Source organism: Flavobacterium columnare NBRC 100251 = ATCC 23463 (assembly GCF_002530675.1).
Taxonomy (GTDB): Bacteria; Bacteroidota; Bacteroidia; order Flavobacteriales; family Flavobacteriaceae; genus Flavobacterium; species Flavobacterium columnare.
In genome coordinates this window covers 39,950-63,094 of the sequence record NZ_PCMX01000029.1, presented here as the reverse complement: position 1 = coordinate 63,094, position 23,145 = coordinate 39,950, and the positions used below count along the sequence as shown (strand labels likewise).

At 31.0% G+C, this 23,145-nt stretch carries 22 protein-coding genes; 20 read left to right on the top strand and 2 right to left on the bottom strand.

Annotation, left to right across the window (positions count from 1 at the left end):
* Positions 1–112: 112 nt before the first annotated feature.
* The 17 genes from B0A78_RS05190 to B0A78_RS05110 all read left to right on the top strand — a co-directional run bounded on the left by B0A78_RS05190 (position 113) and on the right by B0A78_RS05110 (position 18,855).
* Entirely contained in the window at positions 113–595 is a 483-nt protein-coding gene (locus B0A78_RS05190; protein ID WP_014166197.1) for a c-type cytochrome, read from the top strand.
* A gap of 8 nt (positions 596–603) precedes the next feature.
* The gene (gene nosZ, locus B0A78_RS05185) at positions 604–2,577 is read left to right on the top strand and encodes a Sec-dependent nitrous-oxide reductase (RefSeq protein WP_014166196.1); all 1,974 of its coding nucleotides are present in this window, start codon (positions 604–606) and stop codon (positions 2,575–2,577) included.
* Between the two features lie 92 nt (positions 2,578–2,669).
* On the top strand, positions 2,670–3,263 hold the full coding sequence (locus B0A78_RS05180; RefSeq protein WP_097609441.1) for a hypothetical protein: 594 nt from the start codon (positions 2,670–2,672) through the stop codon (positions 3,261–3,263).
* A complete protein-coding gene (locus B0A78_RS05175) occupies positions 3,247–3,678 on the top strand; it encodes a nitrous oxide reductase accessory protein NosL (protein ID WP_060382934.1) in 432 nt (143 codons plus the stop codon). Before B0A78_RS05180 ends, B0A78_RS05175 begins: the two co-directional genes overlap by 17 nt.
* A complete protein-coding gene (locus B0A78_RS05170; protein ID WP_097609439.1) occupies positions 3,642–4,880 on the top strand; it encodes a nitrous oxide reductase family maturation protein NosD in 1,239 nt (412 codons plus the stop codon). Before B0A78_RS05175 ends, B0A78_RS05170 begins: the two co-directional genes overlap by 37 nt.
* On the top strand, positions 4,877–5,593 hold the full coding sequence (locus B0A78_RS05165; RefSeq protein WP_088466395.1) for an ABC transporter ATP-binding protein: 717 nt from the start codon (positions 4,877–4,879) through the stop codon (positions 5,591–5,593). Before B0A78_RS05170 ends, B0A78_RS05165 begins: the two co-directional genes overlap by 4 nt.
* A 4-nt stretch (positions 5,594–5,597) precedes the next feature.
* Positions 5,598–6,365 (top strand): ABC transporter permease subunit, encoded by a 768-nt coding sequence (locus tag B0A78_RS05160; RefSeq protein ID WP_014166193.1) that lies wholly within the window; start codon positions 5,598–5,600, stop codon positions 6,363–6,365.
* A 28-nt stretch (positions 6,366–6,393) separates the two neighbouring features.
* Positions 6,394–6,837 (top strand): CopD family protein, encoded by a 444-nt coding sequence (locus B0A78_RS05155; RefSeq protein WP_014166192.1) that lies wholly within the window; start codon positions 6,394–6,396, stop codon positions 6,835–6,837.
* A gap of 287 nt (positions 6,838–7,124) precedes the next feature.
* Positions 7,125–7,493, top strand: a complete 369-nt coding sequence (locus B0A78_RS05150; RefSeq protein WP_060382923.1) for a hypothetical protein — start codon at positions 7,125–7,127, stop codon at positions 7,491–7,493.
* Between the two features lie 98 nt (positions 7,494–7,591).
* Entirely contained in the window at positions 7,592–8,497 is a 906-nt protein-coding gene (locus B0A78_RS05145) for a hypothetical protein (protein WP_097609438.1), read from the top strand.
* 6 nt (positions 8,498–8,503) lie between these two features.
* Positions 8,504–10,492, top strand: a complete 1,989-nt coding sequence (locus tag B0A78_RS05140) for a TonB-dependent receptor (RefSeq protein ID WP_014166189.1) — start codon at positions 8,504–8,506, stop codon at positions 10,490–10,492.
* 23 nt (positions 10,493–10,515) lie between these two features.
* The gene (locus B0A78_RS05135) at positions 10,516–11,400 is read left to right on the top strand and encodes an MbnP family protein (RefSeq protein ID WP_097609437.1); all 885 of its coding nucleotides are present in this window, start codon (positions 10,516–10,518) and stop codon (positions 11,398–11,400) included.
* A gap of 261 nt (positions 11,401–11,661) precedes the next feature.
* Positions 11,662–12,696, top strand: a complete 1,035-nt coding sequence (locus B0A78_RS05130; protein ID WP_097609436.1) for a cytochrome-c peroxidase — start codon at positions 11,662–11,664, stop codon at positions 12,694–12,696.
* A gap of 26 nt (positions 12,697–12,722) precedes the next feature.
* Positions 12,723–13,091: a hypothetical protein gene (locus B0A78_RS05125; RefSeq protein ID WP_014166186.1), complete on the top strand. Its 369-nt coding sequence runs from the start codon at positions 12,723–12,725 to the stop codon at positions 13,089–13,091.
* A 553-nt stretch (positions 13,092–13,644) separates the two neighbouring features.
* Positions 13,645–15,786 carry a TonB-dependent receptor gene (locus tag B0A78_RS05120; protein ID WP_077225858.1) on the top strand — a complete coding sequence of 714 codons (2,142 nt, stop codon included), beginning with the start codon at positions 13,645–13,647 and terminating at the stop codon, positions 15,784–15,786.
* A gap of 86 nt (positions 15,787–15,872) precedes the next feature.
* A complete protein-coding gene (locus tag B0A78_RS05115) occupies positions 15,873–17,441 on the top strand; it encodes a PepSY domain-containing protein (protein WP_249030946.1) in 1,569 nt (522 codons plus the stop codon).
* A gap of 58 nt (positions 17,442–17,499) precedes the next feature.
* A complete protein-coding gene (locus tag B0A78_RS05110) occupies positions 17,500–18,855 on the top strand; it encodes a glycoside hydrolase family 19 protein (protein ID WP_014166183.1) in 1,356 nt (451 codons plus the stop codon).
* A 174-nt stretch (positions 18,856–19,029) separates the two neighbouring features.
* On the opposite strand, the gene lysS is transcribed toward B0A78_RS05110, so the two are convergent.
* Positions 19,030–20,721 carry a lysine--tRNA ligase gene (lysS, locus tag B0A78_RS05105; RefSeq protein WP_065213115.1) on the bottom strand — a complete coding sequence of 564 codons (1,692 nt, stop codon included), beginning with the start codon at positions 20,719–20,721 and terminating at the stop codon, positions 19,030–19,032.
* A 173-nt stretch (positions 20,722–20,894) separates the two neighbouring features.
* Here lysS and B0A78_RS05100 point away from each other — a divergent pair, with 173 nt between their 5' ends.
* From B0A78_RS05100 to lipB, 3 genes are all read left to right on the top strand, one after another.
* Positions 20,895–21,092: a hypothetical protein gene (locus tag B0A78_RS05100; RefSeq protein WP_065213116.1), complete on the top strand. Its 198-nt coding sequence runs from the start codon at positions 20,895–20,897 to the stop codon at positions 21,090–21,092.
* Between the two features lie 140 nt (positions 21,093–21,232).
* Entirely contained in the window at positions 21,233–21,496 is a 264-nt protein-coding gene (locus tag B0A78_RS05095; RefSeq protein ID WP_075348551.1) for a hypothetical protein, read from the top strand.
* Positions 21,497–21,519: 23 nt separating this feature from the next.
* Entirely contained in the window at positions 21,520–22,218 is a 699-nt protein-coding gene (lipB, locus tag B0A78_RS05090) for a lipoyl(octanoyl) transferase LipB (protein ID WP_014166181.1), read from the top strand.
* Between the two features lie 74 nt (positions 22,219–22,292).
* On the opposite strand, the gene B0A78_RS05085 is transcribed toward lipB, so the two are convergent.
* On the bottom strand, positions 22,293–22,952 hold the full coding sequence (locus B0A78_RS05085; protein ID WP_014166180.1) for a ribonuclease HII: 660 nt from the start codon (positions 22,950–22,952) through the stop codon (positions 22,293–22,295).
* Between the last annotated feature and the right edge of the window lie 193 nt (positions 22,953–23,145).

Here is a 23,145-nt window from a genome sequence, read left to right as displayed (position 1 = left end):
ATCGGGCTTTCTTTTTGTACGGAAATTCAATTGTTTTTTTTATGATTAGAGTCATAAGAGATTCGTTATGTTCGTAGGAAATTTGTATAACAATTATAAATAATGAAGAATTATGAAACGAATTTCATTAATCATTTTAGGCTTAACAATCCTAGTTTCATGTGGAAAGAAAGAGGGAAAAACAGAAGAATTTTCTAAATCAGCACAAGAGCAAGTAACTAAGCAAGAATCTAATTCAGACGCTTCTTCATACGATCCTAATAGAGGAGAAGGAAAGTTTGATAAAATTGAACTAGGAACTTTAGACCTAGCAAAAGCAACTGAAGGAGAAAAAGTTTCAGAAATAAAATGTACTTCTTGTCATAAAACTACAGATGAAAAACTAGTAGGACCAGGTTGGAAAGGAGTCACAGAAAGAAGAAAGCCAGAATGGATAATGAACTTTATAACGAATCCAGATCCAATGATTGATAAAGATCCAGAGCTTCAGGCGCAATTAGAAATTTGTTTAGTACGAATGCCTAATCAAGGACTAACAGATGACGAAGCTAGAAATATTTTAGAATATATGCGTAAAAACGATGGTGTTAAATAAGAGGAATTATGAATAAAAAGATTTCAAAGTTCGGATGGTTAATTTTAGTAACAGGAAGTATTTTTTCCTGTAAACCTAAAAATTCAGGTGATGCCGTAAGTGGCGATGCCGCTCAAAAGACTTATGTAGCACCAGGTAAATACGATGAGTTCTATAATTTTGTTTCAGGAGGATTTAGTGGACAATTAAGTGTGTACGGATTGCCAAGTGGTCGATTATTTAGAGTAATTCCCGTGTTTTCTGTAGATCCCGAAAAAGGATGGGGATATAGTGAAGAAACAAAGCCAATGCTGAATACTTCCAATGGATTTGTGCCTTGGGATGATCTGCACCATACGGAATTATCTCAAACAAATGGTGAAGTTGACGGACGATGGGTTTTTGGAAATGCTAATAATACGCCTCGTATAGCACGTATTGATCTAAAAACTTTTAAAACAACTGAAATAATTGAATTGCCCAACTCAGGAGGCAATCATTCATCGCCATTTATTACAGAAAATACAGAGTATGTAGTCGCTGGAACACGGTTTAGTGTACCAGCGGATTATTCAAATGGAGATGTTGAAATTAATACTTTTAAGAAAAACTTTAAAGGACACATAAGTTTTGTTAAAGTAGGTAAGGAAGGAGAGATGGATTTAGCTTTTCAAATCGTAACACCAGGCGTAAATTTTGATTTATCTCATGCGGGTAAAGGAAAATCTCATGGTTGGTTCTTCTTTTCTTGTTACAATACAGAGCAAGCGAATACGTTATTAGAGGTTAATGCTTCTCAAAAAGATAAAGACTTCATAATGGCAGTAAATTGGAAAAAAGCAGAAGAATATTTAAAAGCAGGAAAAGCCAAAAAAGAAACTGTAAAATACGCTCATAATAAATGGAATGATAAAACACATTCTGCTACTTCAGAAATTAAAAATGAAGTTATGGTTTTAGATGCAGCAGAACTAAAAGATATTTGTTATATGATCCCTTGTCCTAAGTCACCACACGGTTGTGATGTAGATCCTTCAGGAGAATACATTGTAGGTTCAGGAAAATTAGCGGCCTTAGTTCCTGTATTTAGTTTTGATAAAATGATAACAGCTATTAATCATAAAAAATTTGAAGGAACATTTGATGGAATTAACGTAATAAAGTACGAAGAAGCATTGCACGGAGAGGTTCAAAAACCAGGTTTAGGACCTTTGCATACAGAGTTTGATGAAAGAGGCAATGCCTATACGACATTCTTTGTATCGTCAGAAGTTGTAAAATGGGATTTGAAAACACTAAAAATACTAGACAGAGTACCAACCTACTATTCTGTTGGTCATTTATGTATTCCTGGAGGAGATACTAAAAAACCTTTTGGTAAATACTTAATAGCTTATAATAAAATTACAAAAGACAGATACCTCCCAACGGGACCTGAATTGGCTCAATCAGCTCAAATTTTTGATATTAGCGGAGAAAAAATGCAAATGATCTTAGATTTCCCAACAATAGGAGAACCTCATTATGCACAAGCAGCACCAGCAGATCTAATCAGAAATAACGGACAATTGAAGTATTATAAAATTGCCGAAAATAAGCATCCTTTTGCAACAAAAGGAGAAAAAGAAGCTAAAGTAGTAAGAAAAGGAAAAGTCGTTCATGTATACATGACCTCTATCCGATCGCATTTTGCTCCTGATAATATTGAAGGAATAAAACTAGGAGATGAAGTATATTTTCATGTTACCAATTTAGAACAAGATTGGGACGTTCCGCATGGTTTTGCTATCAAAGGAGCTGATAATGGAGAGTTACTCATTATGCCCGGCGAAACCGCTACCTTACAATGGATCCCTAAGAGAGTAGGTATGTATCCTATGTATTGTACTGATTTTTGCAGTGCTTTACATCAAGAAATGCAAGGTTATGTAAGAGTATCTCCCGCCAATAGTAAAGTACCCATTACTTATAGTGTAGGAACCAATTTACCTAATACAAAATAAAATTACTTACAAGACTGTCTAAGTGTATAGTACTTAGTAATAAAAGCTTATTGTTTAGACAGTCTTTAGTTATTATGCTAATATTTTTCAAAATGAAAAATCAAAGAGTATCATTAGTATCAAAAGGACTTCTAATAATTGTGTCAGGACTTTTTATGGGATCCGTTTTTTTTCCGCTATGGCAAATACAACTGGATGCCCCTCAGTACCCTGAAGGACTGGTTCTAAGATTATATGCTGATAAAATAGGAGGAGATGTTGATATAATCAATGGTTTAAATCATTATATAGGGATGGCAACCCTTCATACAGAAAACTTTTTTGAATTTACGATCCTTACTTCTATAATTGTAGGTTTTGGACTAGTTTCCCTACTACTCCTATTTTTAGATAAAAAAAAATATGTGGGATCTTTTTTAGTGCTATTTTTTTTATTCGTAATTCTATCAGCAATAGATTTTTACCGTTGGAATTACGAGTATGGACATAATCTAGATCCTAATGCTGCAATAAAAGTACCAGGAATGAGCTATCAACCTCCCTTAGTAGGTTATAAACAGTTATTAAACTTTGGAGCCTATTCTATTCCTGATAAAGGAGGCTGGATGCTAATAACTGCTGGAATAATACTGTTTTTTATAATGATTAATGAAAAAAAAATATACAATCATGAGAGTATTATATAGAATTTTATTGTTTTTCAGTTTTATTTTCTCATTATCGTGTGGCTCTGATAAACCCCAGCCCATAAAACTAAATATAGATTCTTGTGATTTTTGCAAAATGACCATTTCAAATCCTCAATTCTCTTGTCAGATAATTACAGATAAAGGAAGATGTTACAAGTTTGATGATCTCTCCTGTTTGCTTCAATACATTAGGAATACAAAAATAAAAGCAGTATATGTGTCAGATTATTTAAATAAAAACATGATTTCTGCAAACGATGGTTTTTTTGTAAAACATATCAATTTTAAAAGCCCAATGAATGGAAATATTGCTTGTTTTTCAAATTTAAAAGAAAGTAAAAAATATCAATCAAAACTTCATACAGATGTACTAAATTGGAAAGAATTAACTCAAATATACAAATCATATTAACTGCTTTAGCCTTAATTTTTTTTCAGAATTTGCAAGCAAAAACAATCGTCGTTAGCTATTCTATTAAAAAAGCTATAGAGCAGAGCGCAGACAATGATACAATTATTGTTCCTAAAAAAATATATCGAGAAGGAAATATCATGATTTCCAAAAAAATTGTTTTGATAGGCAAAGATTTTCCTCTAATTGATGGTGAAAATAAATTCGAAATTTTTTCAATAAATGCCGATAATGTTACCATAAAAGGGTTTAAAATAGTTAATTCAGGTTTTGCCGCACTTCAAGATCCTTGTGGAATTAGAGTGTATGACAAAGAAAATGTTGTTATAGAAAACAATATTTTAGATAATAACTTCTTTGGAATTTATATTCAAAATGGAAAAAATTGCCTGATTAAAAATAATAAACTAAAAGCTTATGGTCAGAAAGAACAATTAATAGGAAATGGTATTCATTGTTGGAAAAGCAAAAATTTAAGAATTATAGGCAATACAATAGAAGGACATAGAGACGGTATCTACTTTGAATTTGTAACAAATTCTGTTATTTGGAGAAATAGATCAAATAATAACATTCGTTATGGTTTGCATTTTATGTTTTCTCATGATGATGCTTATATAACAAATGTGTTTAAAAACAATGGAGCAGGTGTAGCCGTAATGTTTACTAAAAACGTTAAAATGTTTAATAATTATTTCGAAGAAAATTGGGGCGATTCTGCTTACGGATTATTATTAAAAGAAATATCAGATAGTTATATCTACAATAACAAGTTTGTTAGCAATACTTCGGGTATTTATATGGAAGGAACCTCCCGAATTTGGGTAGAAAAAAACCAATTCAAGAACAATGGATGGGGAATGAAAATTCAAGCCAGTTGTATGGATAACATTATAACGGATAATAATTTTATTAAAAACACCTTTGATGTAAGTACGAATGGGAGTTTAGTGATGAATACCTTTACTAAAAATTATTGGGACAAATACGAAGGATACGACATAAATAAAGATGGTTTAGGAGATGTACCTTATCATCCATTAAGTTTATTTGCTGTTTTAACAGAAAACATACCTTCAGCAATGCTATTGTATAGAAGTTTTATGATCGTGCTTTTAGATAAATCCGAAAAAGTTTTACCAACCATTACACCCGATAATTTTGTTGATAATCACCCCAAAACAAAACCTTTGCTTTTATGATTGTAATTGATAATTGTAATAAAAAATTCGAAAAATTAAACGTGCTAAAAAACGTGTCGATCACTTTAGAAAGCGGACAATGTGTTGCACTGATAGGCCCTAACGGTTGCGGAAAAACAACTTTAATCAAATCAATATTAGGAATGGTTATTCCTGATTCGGGAGCCATTTTTGTAAAGAACCAATCTATACAAAAAGATTTTTTGTACAGAAATAATATAGGTTATATGCCACAAATAGGACGATATCCAGAAGGACTAACCATTGGCGAAGTTATAGAAATGATAAAAGAACTAAGAAATTCAAAAGACAAATTAGATGAAGAGTTATTGCATTCTTTTGAAGTTCAAAAAATGTTTGATAAACCAATGGGCACATTATCAGGAGGAACTACACAAAAAGTAAGCGCTGTTTTAGCCTTTTTATTCAATCCTGATATTCTGATATTAGATGAGCCAACCGCAGGTCTAGATCCTTTAGCGGCTGAGATCCTAAAAACAAAAATTAATAAAGAAAAAGCAAAAGGAAAACTCATTATGATTACTTCTCACTTATTAAGTGAGTTAGACGACCTAATTACGCATATTATTTTTATGCAAGAAGGAGAAATACAATTCTATAAAACCATTAATGAACTAAAAAGTCAAACAGCTGAGGAAAAAATAAGCAAAGCCATTGCAAAAATTCTAAAACAAAAACTTTTTACAAATTAGAAAGATGAATTCGTTACTAAAAATAATTACAAAAGATATTTACAAGAATAAAATAATAGTAGCCTATACCATTATTTTATCTATTTTAAGTTGGAGTTCTTTTTTATTAGAAGACAATTCGTCAAAAGGAATACTAACCATCCTAAATGTAATTTTATTTACAGTACCTCTTGTTTCTATTTTATTTGCAACAATCTATTTATACAACAGCGCTGAATTTATAGAACTATTGTTAAGTCAACCTATTAAACGAAAAAAAATTTGGTCTAATTTATACCTAGGAGTATCCCTTTCATTAACCACTGCCTTTTTTATAGGAGCAGGAATTCCGTTGCTTATAAATTTTCCTGATAGTATAGGGATACTAATGTTAATTGTGGGGATCTTACTATCTATCATCTTTATTTCTCTAGCCTTTTTAGGTGTTGTTTTTATTCGAGATAAAGCCAAAGGAATTGGTGTTGCAATCATGATATGGTTATACTTTTCTATTTTGTTTGATGGAATAATTCTTTTTTTATTATTTCAATTTTCTGAGTATCCAATAGAAAATGCAATGGTTGGAATTACAATATTTAGCCCAATAGATTTAGCTCGTATTCAAATTTTATTGCACCTAGATGCTTCTGCCATGATGGGCTATACAGGAGCTATTTTTAAAGACTTTTTTGGAACGACATTAGGCGTAATGTTTTCCTTTTTATTCCTTTGTTTGTGGGCTTTTATACCTTTTGTAATTTCTTTAAGAAAATTCAAAAACAAAGATTTATAAGAACCCATTCAATCTAAAATAATACGATATGACACACCATCTTTTATTGATAATCCACTTATTAGCCGCTAGTGTTTGGGTAGGAGGACATCTTATCTTACTCATTAGATATCTGCCAAAAGCCTTAAAAAACAAAGACGTTGAAATTATTAAAAATTTTGAAAAAAAGTATGAACCTATAGGACTACCCGCTTTATTGATTTTGGTAGGAACAGGCGTATTAATGGCCTATCAATACAATGTTACACTAACAAGCTGGTTTTCTTTTGAATCGAATATTGAAAGAGTGATATCAATCAAATTATGTTTGCTCATGTTAACTTTAGTTCTAGCCATTCATGCGCGGCTATTCATTATTCCTAAGTTAACTTCTAAAAACATTATTTTAATGGCTGTTCACATTTTACTGATAACACTTATTGGTATAAGTATGTTAATTGTAGGAAGCTTTGTTAGGTTTGGAGGATTATAGGTTGTACTTGTGATAGTATAAAATTTTAAAAATAAATAGAATTGTATGAGTTTACAGATATAAAAAATAGAAGATAACGTAAAAAATATTATTTCAAAAACAAATTGTTAAATGATAAATATCATAAGGGTTTAATTAAGATTGGCTTACATTTGTTTTACCTTATAAAAAAAGAATTATCGCATTTAAGTTTTATTAAAAAACCGATTGTGTTTGATCATAAAAAAGAAAACCAAATTTGTTTTTTAGTAAAGCTTATCTAAATTGTATACATTTGTACTTTAATAATGAAAGGGTTATATACCATATTGGCTTTTTTAATACTGTTGCGTCCTGTAATGCCAGTTATTGATTATGTAGTAAATTACAACTACATAGCTGAGGTATTGTGTGTAAATAAAGATAAACCTACGTTAGAATGTAATGGAAAGTGTCACTTAATGAAAGAGTTGGCAAAAGTTTCTGAAACTGAAAAACCCACACCAGATAAAAAAAATAACCTTTCAGAACGATATGAAATACTATTTTGTCAAAGTATTTTCGAGTTTGAATTTATAAAACCTATTGATATACAAATTCACCCATTTAGTAATTATACAAATTGGTATCAACTTCTTACTAAATGTAGTATCCTCAAACCTCCTATTTTTAGATAATTATTTATCGTCCCAATTTTTTTAATCGCGTACAGATGCTATAACATTTTAGCACTGTTCACTTGCGTTTTGCATAAAAAATAATCATTTAAGAAAGTATGAAATTTCTAAAGTATTGGAGTATTGTATTAGTTTATACAATGACTTCTTGTACATTGGAAAAAACAGATTATGAAGCAGAAATAGCAACTGTGGTAACTGAATACGCTGCTTTTAGAGAAGTTACTTCTTTAAAAGTAGGTAATTATAATATTTGTATTGAAGCACTTAACGGAACTTTTTATAAAGGATATAACGAAATTCATGTAAAAGTTTTTGATTTCAATACAAATAAAACAGTAGTTCCTACTTCAGTATCTTTTTTACCAATTATAACATTGGCAAATGATACAAAATCATCTTGTCCTCATCAATATAATATGAAGTACAAACCAGCAGAAGAATATTTTGCAGGGTATTCTGTCTTTACTGATGAAAATAAAGAAGGAACTTGGCAAATAAATATTAAAATGACAATCAATAACCAAGTGATGAGCGGTACCCAAACGATTTCAGTTCTTCCTCAAAAGAATAAAAATCTAGGTATGACCACTTTTACGGGAAATGATGACGAAAAATATTATATAGCTTTGGTCGCCCCACAAAAACCTAAAGTAGCAGAAAATACATTAATTGCAGGAATTTATAAATACAATAAACCTACAATTTCGGAACCCAATGAATATTCTTTTACGGAAGTTAGGAATCATACGTTAAAGTTAGATCCAAGAATGCCAGAACCCTCTATGGGCAATCATTCGTCTCCTAATAATAAAGATTTGACACAAGAACAAGATGGTTTCTATCACGGTATAGTTAACTATACTATGACGGGCAATTGGACGCTCAATATGATATTATTAGACTCAAACGGAAAAGTAATAAAAGGAACCAATGTTCCAGAAGACTTTACTCCTGGAGTTCAAGGATTAAAGAGCTCTCTTTTTATTGATATTCTATTCTAAGACCTTATGAAAAAAATAGGATTACTAATATTTGTTAGTATTTGCTTTTTAACAAATGCACAAAGTATAGAGGTTAATAAGGATTCAGTAAAAGTGATAAAAGAAATTTATTTGAAAAAAATTCAGAAAAAAAAGAAGATCGAAACAGATCTAAAATTGGCTGTTTCAATAGACGAATTTCTAGCATCATCTCATACGATATCTTTTGTCAAAAGAGGCGCGTATGCTTGGGAACCATTATTAAACAATATGAGTAGCGAACGCTCCACAATTACTATTGATGGAATGCACATTTTTGGAGCCTGTACAGATAAAATGGATCCTGTTACCTCCTATCTAGAAGTAAATAATTTAGCTACTATTGATATCAAATCAGGACAACAAGGAGGATTACACGGAGCCACTATTGCAGGAAATATCAATTTAGTTAGAAAAAATAGCTCTTTTACTGAAAAAACAAAAATAGTAGGGAGTTTTCAAGGAGGATTTGAATCCAATAACCACCAGCTTTTTAATTTGGGAAATATAGCTTTTACAAACAACAAATTTGTGTTAGATGGAAGTATCGCTTATAGAGAAGCAGGTAATTATTTTGATGGTAAAAATAGAGAAATAAAACATTCTCAATACTCTAAATTCAACTCCTCATTAGGTTTAGCTTATAAAACAGGATTGCTTTCATCTTTAAAAGCGGATGTCGTTTTTGATATGGCAAAAAATGTAGGATTTCCTGCCTTGCCTATGGATTTATACCTTTCAAGAACCCTAATAACATCAGCCGCTTATAAACAGCTTTTTGATGACAAACGAATCAAAGTATGGGATACGAAAGTCTACTTCAATGCTATTGAACATTATATGGATGATACAACGCGCCCTGAAAATTTGGTTCACATGGATATGCCCGGATGGAGTACAACCTATGGATTGCTCTCTAAAGTAAGCATGAAAATGAATAAACTCTCCTCAGAATTTCAGTTCAATGCGTATACTAATTTATCCATTGCAGAAATGCGAATGTATCCACAGGATCGTAGTAACAGAACAATGTTTGCCTATAGTTGGCCTTGGGTAACTACACAATTTGCAAGTGTAGCTGTACAGAACTCATGGGATTTTTCAACAGAACGTCAGTTGTCTTTTGGCGTTTCTTTAGGAACTCATTACAATTTTTCTAAATACATAGAATTTAATAGAATTTTTTATCCAAATAGTTCTCAAGAAAAAAATCGAATTTTGCCTAGTCTTAATTTAAATTATCAATACAAGAAAAAAGAGTATCATTTTTCTGTAGGCACAGGATATGGCCATAGAGCACCTTCTATTTCAGAAGGATATGGCTATTATATTTACAATAGTTTTGATAGATACGACTATATAGGAAACCCAGATTTAAAAAATGAAATTTCCTATGAAGTAAATGCAAGTGCAGGCTATAAAAATGCTACTGTAGGATTAGAAGCTAAGGTTAACCATTTTTACATTGAAAATTATATTGTGGGCAAAATCCTAAACATAGGAAGTCCTATGAATTACCAATCTATAGGCGTGAAAGGGTACACTTCCTTAGATCATGCAAAACTTTATAATGTAGTAGTTAGCTCCTTTTATAACTTAGGAGAACATATTCGTTGGGAAGGCTCACTAACTTACGCCAGAGGTATAGATAGTAAAGGGATTAATCTCCCGTTCATTAGACCGTTAAGTTATCTAACCTCCCTGCAATACAAACATTGTAATTTTGGCGCAAGAACAGCTATAAATGGTGATTTAGATCAAATACATTACAGCTCTTTATACGGCGAAGATCAAACACCTAAATACCTATTATGGGGAGCCTCAGTAGATTATGCAATTCTCTTTAACGAATACAAAATAACGTTGCAAACAGGAGCAGAAAACATATTAAACGAAAATTATAGCACGTATGCTGATTGGGGAAATATTAATAGAATGGGACGAAATATTTTTATCTCATTAAAACTCAATTTTTAAAAAAATAAACACTTTAATTATTTATGAAAAATTTAAAAAAATATTATTTATTAGCTATATCATCATTCTTATTTTTATCTTGTAGTAAAGAAGAAGATCAAAAAATACTTGAGCCAAACACATTTACTAATGATGTAACATTGGTTTTTGAAAACACCTTCAAAAGTACCCCTATTGTACTTGGAGAACCTACTTCAACCGCTGTAACAACGAACGTTTCAGTAAACAACCAAAAACACCTCTTTAAAGAACTAAAGTATGTAGTTAGTAATATAAGACTGATAAAAGAAGATGGTACAGAAGTGCCTTACAACGTATCAAATCTTGATTTAGGAGCTATTGTAATAGACCAATCAAAGCCTGAAACACTAAGTTATACTTTGTCAAAAATCCCTTATGGTAGTTATAAACAAATTAAATTTGGCTTAGGAGTAAAAAGTGATTTGAATAAAGTAGATCAAACAAAATTTCCTAAATTTTTTGCTAACGCTGGAGAAAATAAAACACAAATGATGTGGGAATGGGGAGCAGGTTATCGTTTTGTGAAAATTGAAGGTTATTATAGCGATGAAAACAAACCTCTTTCAATTCATACAGGAAGTACTGAAAAAAAAGACCCTAACAAAAATTTTGTTCAAGGAGTAGATGCTTATAGAGATATTACCTTGAATCTTCCAGTACAAGCAATTGTGAATAAAATGAACCCTAAAATTATTATAAATGCTGATTTTGATAAGTTATTAAGCGGAACAGAAAAAATAACGCTGATAACGAATGATAAAAATGATAATAATGCAACCCCAAGTGTTCATTCAGCTGTACAAATGATGCGTTTTGTAAACAATATAGGAGGAAATGGTACAACAAATGTTACAGGTATGTTTTCTGTTAGTAAAGTTCAAAATTAAAGATTAATATGAGGGGATCCAAAAGAACACAAACGTTTTGTTTTACTTATAAAGAGAAATAAAATAACGTGAGTAATAGTTTTATACTATAATCAAAAACAAGAAACTATTGTTTTTTTGAGTCCCCTCTTTTTGTCATTTTGATATGACGGTTTGAGTATGCAAATAATATGTTCATTGAGTACCTATCATGAATCAATGTTGATCAAGTAAATACCAAAAATAGAAGCATACGATATTTACCGTTAAAAAAATAAAAAAATGAAATCATATATTTTACTTTTAATATTAGTATCTACCTTATACTCTTGTTCTAAGGACAAAGAAATAGACGTAGAACCAACATTTATTTCTGAATTTAATAATCCAGAAATTCTGATAGAAGCCCCTAAGTATTTTCCTCTATTGAATGGTTTTTTTCTTAAAAACAAACCCACAAAATACGGCGTACAGTTAGGCGAAAAATTGTTCAATGATAAAAGATTAAGTAGTAATAACTCTATTTCATGTGCAAGTTGCCACATTCAAGAAAATGCATTTACAGATAAAAAAACAAAAGCGATCGGAATTTTAGGACGAGTAGGATTACGTAATACACCTCCAATTCAAAATTTAGCCTTTATGAATTTTTATATGTGGGATGGAAACGAATTAGAATTAGAGCACCAACCTATCGTACCCATTATTACGAAAGAAGAAATGGGGTCTTCTATTCTAGAAATAATAACAAAAATACAAGGAGACAAAGAGTACCAAGAACTATTTAAAAAAACGTATGGAGAGGATAAAATAACACAAGAAAAAATATTTAAAAGCATTGCACAATATGAATACACTTTAGTCACTTCTAATAGTAAATATGACCAAGTCATGAAAAAAGACCAAGATTTTACTCCTAATGAAAAAAAAGGATATGAAACGTTTAAACAAAAATGTGCCAATTGCCATGCCACAGAATTATTTACAGATCAATCGTTTCGAAATATAGGGTTTCCTATAAATCCTGATAAAGATGAGGTTGGAAGAGCAAGAGTAACAGGAAAAAAAGAAGACATACAAGCCTTTCGAGTACCCTCTTTAAGAAACATACAATATACAGCTCCTTACGGAAGTTTTGGGCAGTTTGCCTCATTAAAAGAAGTGTTAGATTATTTTGATAAAGGTGTTTTAGATGCAGATAATTTAGATCCTATTCTTAAAAAGAAAAACAACAAAATTGCATTAACAGAAGAAGAAAAAACAAATCTTATTCACTTCATGAATACATTAAGTGATCCAACATTCGTTAAAAAATAATTTTAAAAATCAGTTACAAACCCTAAATGAAATTTACCCTTCTAATCTTAGTTTTATCATTTCTGCTACGTCCCGTAGAACCTATGGTTTCTTATATTATAAACTATGATTATATAAGCAACGTATTGTGTGAAAACAATGATAAACCTGAATTAAAATGCAATGGTAAATGTTATTTACAAAAACAAATGGCTAAAATAGCCGAAGAAGAAAAACCACTTCAAAAAGATACAAAACAAGTAAAAGTAGAACACGAAACCTTGTTTCTTTATCCCGTTTTAGAGAGTTTAATACCCATCAAAATTTTTAATTTCCAAAAAAATCATTTTGTATATACCAACCTATATAACTTTTTAAAAGAAAACCTCATTTTTCACCCACCTTCTTTATTTTAGAGGATTTTCAAAAAAAATATTTTTTAATAAAGCTTCATTTGTATTTCAGAATAGAAGAAGACATATTATTAGCTTTGTCCAATTTTCGTTCCTTTTCTTTAACCAAAGAAAATCTGAACAAAGTTAGACATACACCCTTTTTTTGAACCTTCCTCGTCAGTTAGCATAATAGGTATAATTATCTAAAAATAAAAACCAAGTAATATATTGTTAGAGAATACAAAAAAAACGACCTCTACAAAAGCTATTTATCAAATAAAGATAAAAACAAACAAGGTTATTTCTTTTTAGATAACAAACCTCATAATCTTATGTCTTAGTCTAAAAAAAACATAGTATTCATTTCATATTATGTATTCGACTTTATGATGCAAATAAAAAGAGTAAAGAAGATAAAAAAGACCCCAAAGTTTTTCCACAAATGAAGTTTTACTACATTCAGGACAAAAGAGGAAGAACCTTTTTAGATTCAAAATCATTTTATCTGGAATAAATTTCTAATACGTAATCTGGGGATAAAAAGAATAGTATGCTATAAAACAAAAATCTTCCAATGAAAATAAAAATAAAGATCATTACTCTTTTAGGAGTTATGAGTGTATGTGCACAAAATAAGAAAAATCAAGACACAACAAAAATCAACCAGATAGAAGAAATAGTTGTAACATCTAGTAGAATACACACTAAAAAAACAGAAACACCTGTTGCTATTTCTAAACTCACAGAAAAACAAATTACAGAAACAAAAGCAACAGCTGTGTATGAGTTAGTCAATAAAACAGCAGGCGTTTTAATGACTAATTTAGGAAATGAACAACATAGCATGTCTATCAGACAACCCATGACAACAAATGCTTATTTTTTATATCTAGAAGACGGTTTGCCTATTCGTCCCTTAGGTGTTTTTAACCACAATGCACTATTAGAAATCAATCAATTCAACATTGAAAGCATAGAAGTAGTCAAAGGTCCTGTTTCCTCATTATATGGGCCAGAAGCCGTAGGAGGAGCTGTTAATTTTATTTCAAAAAAACCGTCTGATAAACCACAATTAAAATTAGGATATCAAGGCGATCAATTTCATTTCAACCGCTTTCAAGCAATGGGTTCAGGAACTATAGGTAGGTTAGGATACCACATTGCCAGCTTATCATCCGTTCAAAAAAATGCTTGGATGACCTATTCAGACTATGATAAAAATAATATAAATGGGCGTTTTGATTATACTTTTAATCCCAATCATAAACTTATTGCTACGGTTTTTTATGGAGAATATTATACCCAAATGAGTGGAAGTGTAAATGAACAAGATTTTTATGAGAGAACCTATAAAAGCCAAACTAATTTTGCTTACCGAAAATCAAAAGCATTGCGGACAAAATTAATCTATGAACTAAACTGGAATCAGAATACTATGACTTCTCTAACAACTTTTATGCGAGAGAACCAATTAGGTCAAAATCCATCGTATGCTATTAGACTTTCAGAAGATAAAAAAACTGCTACAGGAGAAATTAATTCTAATAATTTTACCAGTTATGGTATTGTAGCACAACACAATCAAAAGTTTAATTGGCTTAATACAACCCTAGTAGTAGGAGGTTTGTTAGATCGTTCTCCTATTGATTATGAGTCGTATAGAACGGATTTACAACCGATACTAAAACCAGGAACAACAATTGTTTCGCAATACGATTTTATTGCAGAACGACCAGATATTAGATTAAAAGTATACAACGGAACCATCTACAATTACGCAGTTTTTACACAAATAAAAACCGTGCCTATAAAAAATCTCGTTCTTACATTAGGAGGACGATATGATAAAATGAATTTAGAGTATTATAATGATATTAGTAAAAAAAATGGGACAAAAGATTATAATCAATCCACTTTTAAAGCAGGAATTAATTATAATCCATTAAAAACAGCAGGTTTCTATGCTAATTACTCACAAGGTTTTTCGCCTCCTAGTGTTTCTACTATTTTTGAAATCAAAGCAGGTACAGGAGGAAAAACAGGAGTTCCAGCTGAATTTAATTACGATCTAAAGTCTGCATTATTTTATAATTATGAAATAGGAGGTTGGTTATCCCTAATAAATTCCAAATTAAAAATAGATTATTCTTTGTACTATATGAAAGGGGAAAACGAATTAATCAACACCCGTTTAGTAGATAACTCAACAGATTATCGCTCTGCGGGAAAAACATTACACAAAGGAGTAGAATTTGGATTAAATTATGGCATCTCAAAATCTATTAATCTCAGAATAGGAAGTGCTTACTCAGAACATCAATTTGTAGAATTTGAGTTTCCAGAGAAATCTTTAGAAGGAATAAAAAATTTAAATGGGAAAGAAATGCCTTCAGCACCACGTTGGATAGCTAATTCAGAACTTAGTTACCATCCAAAAGAGTTGCCAAATTTTAGGATCTCAGCAGAGTGGCAGTACGTTTCAAGTTTTTTTCAAGATCAAATTAATACAACAAAATACCAAGGATATAACGTAATCAATGGAAGAATAGGCTACAAAATAAAAGGAATAGAAGCCTATTTAAATATAATAAATCTTACAGATCAATTATATGCTTACAATGTATCTAGAGGAAACTCATCAAAATCTTCCGCAAATTATACAGTAGCAGCACCCAGAACTTTTGTTTTTGGTGTGCAATACAACCTATCCTTATAAACTTAATAAAAATGTAAAATTTCTAAAATTCTAATCCCATACATTAATAATACTTTGAGTTTTAACTCATGAAACCCTATACAATAATGATAAAAACAATTATTCAAAAAATAAAGAAAAAAATAAAAAAGCGTATTTATAAAGGACATAAATTACTAGCCTATATAACCTTTATTCCTGTTGTATTGTGGTGTTTTTCAGGAATTACGCATCCATTTATGGCACATTTTTTTAAACCCCAGATAAAAAATGAATGGATTGAACCAAAGGTAATTAACATACCCAAAATACAAGCTTCTCTAAAAGAAATTTTGAGAAAAGAAAAAATTGAAACCTTCAAAAACTTTCGTTTCATTGAAATGAATACTAATTGGTTCTATCAGATAAAATTGATAGATAATTCGCTGGTTTATTTCAATGCCACCAATGGCAAAAAAATAGAAAAAGGAGATGAAAAATATGCACAATATTTAGCACAATATTTTTTAGAGGATTATCAAAGTAAAATTTTAAAAGTCGAATACCTTACAGAATTTGATCATCAATACAAATATATAAATCGCTATTTACCCGTTTATAAAATTACTTTTGATAGAAGTGATAATATGCAAGTATATGTAGAAACAACCTCCAGTAAATTAGCCACCTTTAATCCGCTTTCTAGACAAGTTTTTATATGGTTTTTTGATACCTTCCATAATTGGTCATTTTTAGATGCTATTACGACCAATGAAATACGAATAATCCTTATGATTATTTTGCTAGGAACCATTATCGCATCTGCTTTATCAGGAATTATTATATACGGTTTTTTTTGGAAAATTTTTAAAAAAACACAAATTTCATCGGAAAACAAAACCCGGATTCACCATCGAAAATTAGGAATATGGTTTTCTCTACTGACCATTGGATTTGCGTTTAGTGGTGCATTCCATCTAACAAAAAAGTGGAATCCAAAGCCTGTTCAAGATATGGTATATGAACCCGTTTTGAATAGCAATAAAATAAAAATAAATCCAATAGAAATTGCCGTTAATAAAACAAAACTTCAAAATGTAAGCCTCATACAATTTGAAGATACAATTTATTACCGTTGCCAATTACAAGCTAATTCTAAATCTTTTGACCAAGACAAATCCAAAAAAGAAAAAAAGAAATTAGCTCCTGTAGCAGATGTTGTATATCTAAATGCACAATCTAACACTCTTGCCAAAGGTCTAGATCTGAAATATGCGGAATTTTTAGCCCATTATTTTGAAAACCCTTCAGTAGAAAACGCTCCTTGTTGTGAAAATCAAACCTCAGAAGAAACTAAAACGTGTGGTATTGATAGTGTTGAACTACTAGAAACTAAAGTTCTAACTGATTTTGATAATAAGGAATACGGTTTTGTAAATAAACGATTACCCGTCGTAAAATTAGCATACAATACTCCTGAAAAAACAACATACTTCGTAGAAACAGCAACTTCTAGAATTGCTTCGGTGATACAGAAAACAGATAGAACAGAAGGATACTCATTTGCAATTCTTCATAAATTTTTATGGATGGATTGGGCAGGAAAACCAATACGTGATTTAGTCATGACATTTGCAGCTATTACATTGCTAATATTAACTTTTTTAGGGATTAAATTATTAATTAAAAAAGAATAAATTTTTGTATTACAATCAAGATTGGTTAGTTTTATAAAACTAACCAATCTTTGTATTTATGAATTTTAAATTACTCAAATTCCGTTTTTTAACAATTGTTTTTGCCCCTTTCCAATTGCTGTATTCTCAACAAAAATTGTCAAGTATAGCAGATAAACAAAGTTTGTTAACAAACGTCCAATGGGAATCGTTATTTCCTAATCGAGCAGGATTAGCTTCTGGGCATCCACAAGGATATAGCACAGATTTTTTTTCCTATAATAATTTTATACAAGCCCGTAACGAAATGGCTGATTATTGGGTTAAAATTAGAAAAAAACAAGGTGTATATGGAGAACTCATAACCATAACTAAAAAATCTTCGCAAGTAGTCTATAATTATTCACAAGTAGACCCTTCATGGTATGCTAATACAACAGCTGAAACCGTCATTAATGTTGATTTTGCAGATTTTGTTAATACCTCCAACACCTTAAACAATACCCGAGAATTAGGCGCCTTTTTAGCGAATATATCAAAAGAAACCACAGGCGGATGGCAAACACCAGTAGGAGGAGGAAGTTTAGGAGATTATGCTAAATGGGGATTGTATTTTGTACATGAATTAGGGTATAATACAACTAATTCAGCAGGAGCATACAGTCAAGCCAGTACAGAATACCCCGCCAATCCTACAAAAGGATATTACGGACGAGGACCTATTCAATTGTCATGGAATTATAATTATGGACAATTTAGTAAGTTTTTATACAACGATAAAAATGTGTTATTAGATAATCCTGATTTAGTACAACAAGATGGCGTTTTAGCTTTTAAATCAGCTATTTGGTTTTGGATGATGCCGCAATGGCCTAAACCTTCTTGTCATCAGGTTATGCACGATCTTTGGGTGCCAAGTATAGGAGAATATGCTATGAACAAAATGTATTTAAAAGGATTTGCTCATACGAATAACATTATTAACGGGGGATTAGAATGTAGAGGTTCATCTAGTGCTGCTTTTACTGTAAAAGTAGTTTTACGTTCTGATTTATATAAATATTATTTGGGAATATTAGGTTTAAATCCTAATCAAATAGCTGCGGAAGATTCTGGACAATATACTACTACTTGTTTTCAAGATGCTTCTAACGCCATGCAAGACTATCAGAGTGCAAATGTTTTAGCAACGAAAGGATTTGATCTAGAAAGTTTTTCTTATGGTCCTAATCCCGTTCAAGAAAATCTTAAAATAAAATATAAAAAAACGATAGATCAAATAAATGTCTACGGATTAGATGGGAAAGAAATTCAGAAATTACGTGTTCAAAAGGCAAATTTTGAATTGGATTGTAGCAAATTTGAAAAAGGAGTTTATTTATTACAAGTTATAAGCGAAGGGGAATCGGCAATTTTTAGGATTATAAAAAACTAACCTTCTGGAATAGATAAAAAAACGATTTAAAAGAAATGTTTTAGTATTCAAATTATCACATCGACCATACGGGAAGTCACAGGATTAGTTTTTGCGATTTCTCCTTAGGGTCGATATGATTTACTTTTTTGCCAGCCTATTTGTATAAAATACAGCAATACAAGAAATGTTTAATTATAAAAGAACAACCGTTTTACTTTCGCCCTCAACGACTACTTTCGTCAAGCCCGCTTTTGTTAATTCTTTCATCGAAGCATCCCATTTTTTGCCACTCAAGCCTGATTTTTCTTTTAAAAGAGCTAAAGTTTGATTGTCTTCAACTTTTAGTAATTCAACGATAGTCTTTGCATCATCACTTATAGCTAATGGCTTTACTTCTGGACGCATTTGAGGGAAGAATAATACCTCCTGAATAGACGCATTATTGGTTAAGAACATAATTAAACGATCCATACCTATACCTAATCCCGAAGTAGGAGGCATTCCATATTCTAAAGCTCGTAAAAAATCTTCATCAATAATTCCATTGGCTTCATCATCTCCTTTTTGGGCTAACTCCATTTGCGCGACAAAACGTTCTCGCTGGTCAATAGGATCGTTTAGTTCTGAATAAGCATTGGCTATTTCTTTTCCACAAACCATTAACTCAAAACGTTCCGTTAACTCAGGATTATTGCGGTGTTCTTTAGTTAAAGGAGACATTTCTTTTGGATAATCCGTAATAAAAGTCGGCTGAATGAAATTACCTTCACATTTTTCGCCAAATATTTCATCAATTAATTTTCCTTTACCCATGGTATCATTTACCTCAATGCCCATAGATTTTGCTGCTTCACGTAATTCTTCTTCAGTCTTACCCGTTATATCAAAACCTGTAAATTGTTTGATCGCGTCAGTCATCGTAACACGAGCGTAAGGAGCCTTGAAATTTACTTTATGTTCACCAAAAGTAGCTTCCGTAGTACCATTAACTTGTAATGCACAGTATTCTAATAAATTTTCAGTAAACGCCATCATCCAGTTGTAGTCTTTATACGCTACATAAATTTCCATAGCGGTAAATTCTGGATTATGAGTCCTGTCCATACCTTCATTGCGGAAGTTTTTAGAAAACTCATATACGCCGTCAAATCCACCTACAATTAATCGCTTTAAATACAACTCATTAGCAATACGCATATATAAAGGGATATCTAAACTATTGTGATGTGTAATAAATGGGCGTGCTGCCGCTCCTCCGGGGATAGACTGTAAAACAGGTGTTTCTACTTCCATGTAACCAGCGTTGTTAAAAAATGTACGCATGGCAGTAAAGAGTTTCGTTCTTTTTACAAATACCTCTTTTACTTGTGGATTTACTACCAAATCCACATAACGCATACGGTAACGTAGTTCAGGATCTATGAATTCGTCAAAAACCTTACCTGTTTCGTCTGTTTTAGGCATTGGTAAAGGACGTAACGTTTTACTTAAAAAAGTAAAGTTCGTTACACGAATACATTGTGCGCCTACTTGTGTAGTAAATAATTCACCTTCTATTCCTATAAAATCGCCTAAATCCACTAACTTTCTAAAAACTGTATTGTATAAGGTTTTATCCTCTCCAGAGCAAATAATATCTCGGTTAAAATATGCTTGAATACGTCCTTCGCTATCTTGAATTTCACTAAAACAAGCTTTTCCTTGGTCGCGGTTACTCATCAAACGACCCGCTACTACAACCTTCTTACCTTCTTCAAAAGATTCCTTTATTTGTTTCGAAGTATGATCTACTGGATACAAATTAGCGGGATACGGATTGATACCAAGTTCACGTAACTTGGTCAACTTTTCTCTTCTGATGATTTCTTGTTCTGAAAGTTGCATAACATTATTTTTTTAAAGACAGCAAAGATAACCATAAGTTTAAAAGTTTAAAAGTTTTAAAAGTTTAAAATTCAAGTATTGTATAACTATATTATTTGTTTTTGTGATTTATTTGAAAAATATTGATTTTTTGAGAGTTTTAGAATCTGTATCTTTGGCAAAAAGAAAATGAGATGAAACGTTTTTTATGTTTATTATTGCCCTTGGTTGTGTTAACAAGTTGTGTTTTTACAGAAGAAATAGAAATAAATCAAGACGGATCAGGGAAATATGCTTTTGCTATAGATGGCTCTAGTTTGATAGCTATGATGCCAAAAGATAGTTCAAATTTAGGAAAAACAATTGCTATTTTCTTTGGAAACATTTTTTAAATCCGTAACAGATTTACAACAGTTAATAGAAGGAATGGAAAGCTTTCAAAAATTGACCAAATCCAGTAAAATACAACAAATACAACGAATAGGGAACTTAAGTGTTTTGTTAGAAAACGGAGTTAAAATGAATTATTTGTATGATGGTAAAAAATTCTTTAGAAAAGCCATTACTACCAATCAACCGTTTAAAAAAAATAGATGCCAATTTCTTAGCGAAATATAAAACGATTTTAGAAGCATCTAAATATGTGGTAAAATACCATTTTCCTAAAGCAGTTAAAACCGTATCAAACAAATCCGCGGTATTTTCTAAAGATAGAAAAATAGCAACCATAGAATTTAAATGGGATGAAATAGTGAAATCCCCAGAATGTTTAAATTTAGAAGTCCAATTCAAATAAATTATTTATAATTAAATACAATAATGAGTAGAAAAGTAAAATTCCAAGATTTGGGATGTCAAGATTATAAAAAGACATGGGATTATCAAGAAAGTTTATTTGCTGAAATTGTAGCCCAAAAAATGCTAAAGAGAGACGATTCAAAAGTAGAAACAGATAATTATTTTTTGTTTGTAGAGCATCCTCATGTTTATACTTTAGGAAAAAGTGGAGATTTATCAAATCTATTGTTGTCTGAAAAACAATTAGAAGAAAAAGGAGCCACGTTTTATAAAATAAACAGAGGAGGAGATATAACCTATCATGGACCAGGACAAATTGTAGGTTACCCAATTTTAGATTTAGAAAACTTTTTTACCGATATACATAAATATTTGCGATTACTAGAAGAAGTTATTATTCAAACTTTAGCTGAATATGGCATAGCATCCGAACGAAGTGAAGGAGAAACAGGAGTATGGATAGGAGTAGGAACTCCCTTTGTTAGAAAAATATGCGCTATGGGGGTTCGTGCCTCTCGTTGGGTAACCATGCACGGTTTTGCATTAAATGTAAATGCTGATTTAGGGTATTTTGATCATATTATTCCTTGTGGTATAAAAGGAAAGGCAGTAACCTCTCTTCATGTTGAGTTAGGAAGACCAGTAGATGAAGAAGAAGTAAAAAAGAAAATATTAAAACATTTTAATGATTTGTTTAATACGGATTTAGTATCGTTATAGACTCAGAATAACAAACAAAATCGTGAAACTTTAATTTGTTTTCTACGATTTTGTTTGTCTAAAAAAATAATTATTTATAAGTCCAATACAAACTGTTCAGGGAGTAATTTAAAAGACTTCCTGTGGTATTTTGTGACCCCATATTTAGCAATAGCTTCTCTGTGATCTTTTGTAGGATATCCCTTGTTTTTACTCCAATTATACATTGGAAATTCTTCATGAATTTTATTCATATATTCGTCTCTATGCGTTTTAGCTAAGATAGAAGCAGCAGCTATATTCATGTATTTACTATCCCCTTTTATAATACTTTCGTTAGGGATGGATTTTAAAAAAGCTATTTCTTCAAGCTTTAAGTTGTAGCCAGTTAGGGTTTTGATTCCTAGTTTTCCCAATAAAGGACGGTTTCCATCAATAATGATAAAATCGGGTTTTTGCTTCAACTTCAAAATGCTTTCCTGCATAGCCTTCATAGAAGCATTAAGAATATTGATTTCATCAATTTCTTCATTCAAAATATGCGTTACCGCAAAGCCCAATGCTAAATTTTCAATAGTAGGTCTTAAAACATCCCTCTTTTTTTCAGATAATTGTTTAGAATCGTTTAAAGAATCAATATTAAAATTTTCTGGAAGTATAATAGCGGCTGCTGTAACGGGTCCTGCGAGGCACCCCCTGCCGGCTTCGTCACATCCGACTTCTATTGCGTAATTGCTGAATTTTAAGGATAACATAGTTTGTATAGTAATAAAAAGTGCTTAATTTTTAGGTTTATTGAAAAGAAAATAATAAGTTTTTATAAAAATTATAGAAGCAGCAAAGGTACTTTATAAAGTTTAACATTTATAAAAAATGAATATCTATAGATAATATTTGGGAAATTAAGAAATATTTAAGAAGTTTGCGGGATAACTAACTCAAATAAAA

Bases quoted from the DNA above. Each gene is read 5' to 3' on its own strand.
- B0A78_RS05180 (WP_097609441.1), top strand. From the start codon at position 2,670: ATGAAAAATCAAAGAGTATCATTAGTATCAAAAGGACTTCTAATAATT.
- lipB (WP_014166181.1), top strand. From the start codon at position 21,520: ATGAGTAGAAAAGTAAAATTCCAAGATTTGGGATGTCAAGATTATAAA.
- B0A78_RS05100 (WP_065213116.1), top strand. From the start codon at position 20,895: ATGAAACGTTTTTTATGTTTATTATTGCCCTTGGTTGTGTTAACAAGT.
- B0A78_RS05125 (WP_014166186.1), top strand. From the start codon at position 12,723: ATGAAATTTACCCTTCTAATCTTAGTTTTATCATTTCTGCTACGTCCC.
- nosZ (WP_014166196.1), top strand. From the start codon at position 604: ATGAATAAAAAGATTTCAAAGTTCGGATGGTTAATTTTAGTAACAGGA.
- B0A78_RS05130 (WP_097609436.1), top strand. From the start codon at position 11,662: ATGAAATCATATATTTTACTTTTAATATTAGTATCTACCTTATACTCT.
- lysS (WP_065213115.1), bottom strand. From the start codon at position 20,721: ATGCAACTTTCAGAACAAGAAATCATCAGAAGAGAAAAGTTGACCAAG.
- B0A78_RS05085 (WP_014166180.1), bottom strand. From the start codon at position 22,952: ATGTTATCCTTAAAATTCAGCAATTACGCAATAGAAGTCGGATGTGAC.
- B0A78_RS05115 (WP_249030946.1), top strand. From the start codon at position 15,873: ATGATAAAAACAATTATTCAAAAAATAAAGAAAAAAATAAAAAAGCGT.
- B0A78_RS05175 (WP_060382934.1), top strand. From the start codon at position 3,247: ATGAGAGTATTATATAGAATTTTATTGTTTTTCAGTTTTATTTTCTCA.
- B0A78_RS05150 (WP_060382923.1), top strand. From the start codon at position 7,125: ATGAAAGGGTTATATACCATATTGGCTTTTTTAATACTGTTGCGTCCT.
- B0A78_RS05095 (WP_075348551.1), top strand. From the start codon at position 21,233: ATGATGGTAAAAAATTCTTTAGAAAAGCCATTACTACCAATCAACCGT.
- B0A78_RS05140 (WP_014166189.1), top strand. From the start codon at position 8,504: ATGAAAAAAATAGGATTACTAATATTTGTTAGTATTTGCTTTTTAACA.
- B0A78_RS05155 (WP_014166192.1), top strand. From the start codon at position 6,394: ATGACACACCATCTTTTATTGATAATCCACTTATTAGCCGCTAGTGTT.
- B0A78_RS05110 (WP_014166183.1), top strand. From the start codon at position 17,500: ATGAATTTTAAATTACTCAAATTCCGTTTTTTAACAATTGTTTTTGCC.
- B0A78_RS05160 (WP_014166193.1), top strand. From the start codon at position 5,598: ATGAATTCGTTACTAAAAATAATTACAAAAGATATTTACAAGAATAAA.
- B0A78_RS05120 (WP_077225858.1), top strand. From the start codon at position 13,645: ATGAAAATAAAAATAAAGATCATTACTCTTTTAGGAGTTATGAGTGTA.
- B0A78_RS05135 (WP_097609437.1), top strand. From the start codon at position 10,516: ATGAAAAATTTAAAAAAATATTATTTATTAGCTATATCATCATTCTTA.
- B0A78_RS05165 (WP_088466395.1), top strand. From the start codon at position 4,877: ATGATTGTAATTGATAATTGTAATAAAAAATTCGAAAAATTAAACGTG.
- B0A78_RS05145 (WP_097609438.1), top strand. From the start codon at position 7,592: ATGAAATTTCTAAAGTATTGGAGTATTGTATTAGTTTATACAATGACT.
- B0A78_RS05190 (WP_014166197.1), top strand. From the start codon at position 113: ATGAAACGAATTTCATTAATCATTTTAGGCTTAACAATCCTAGTTTCA.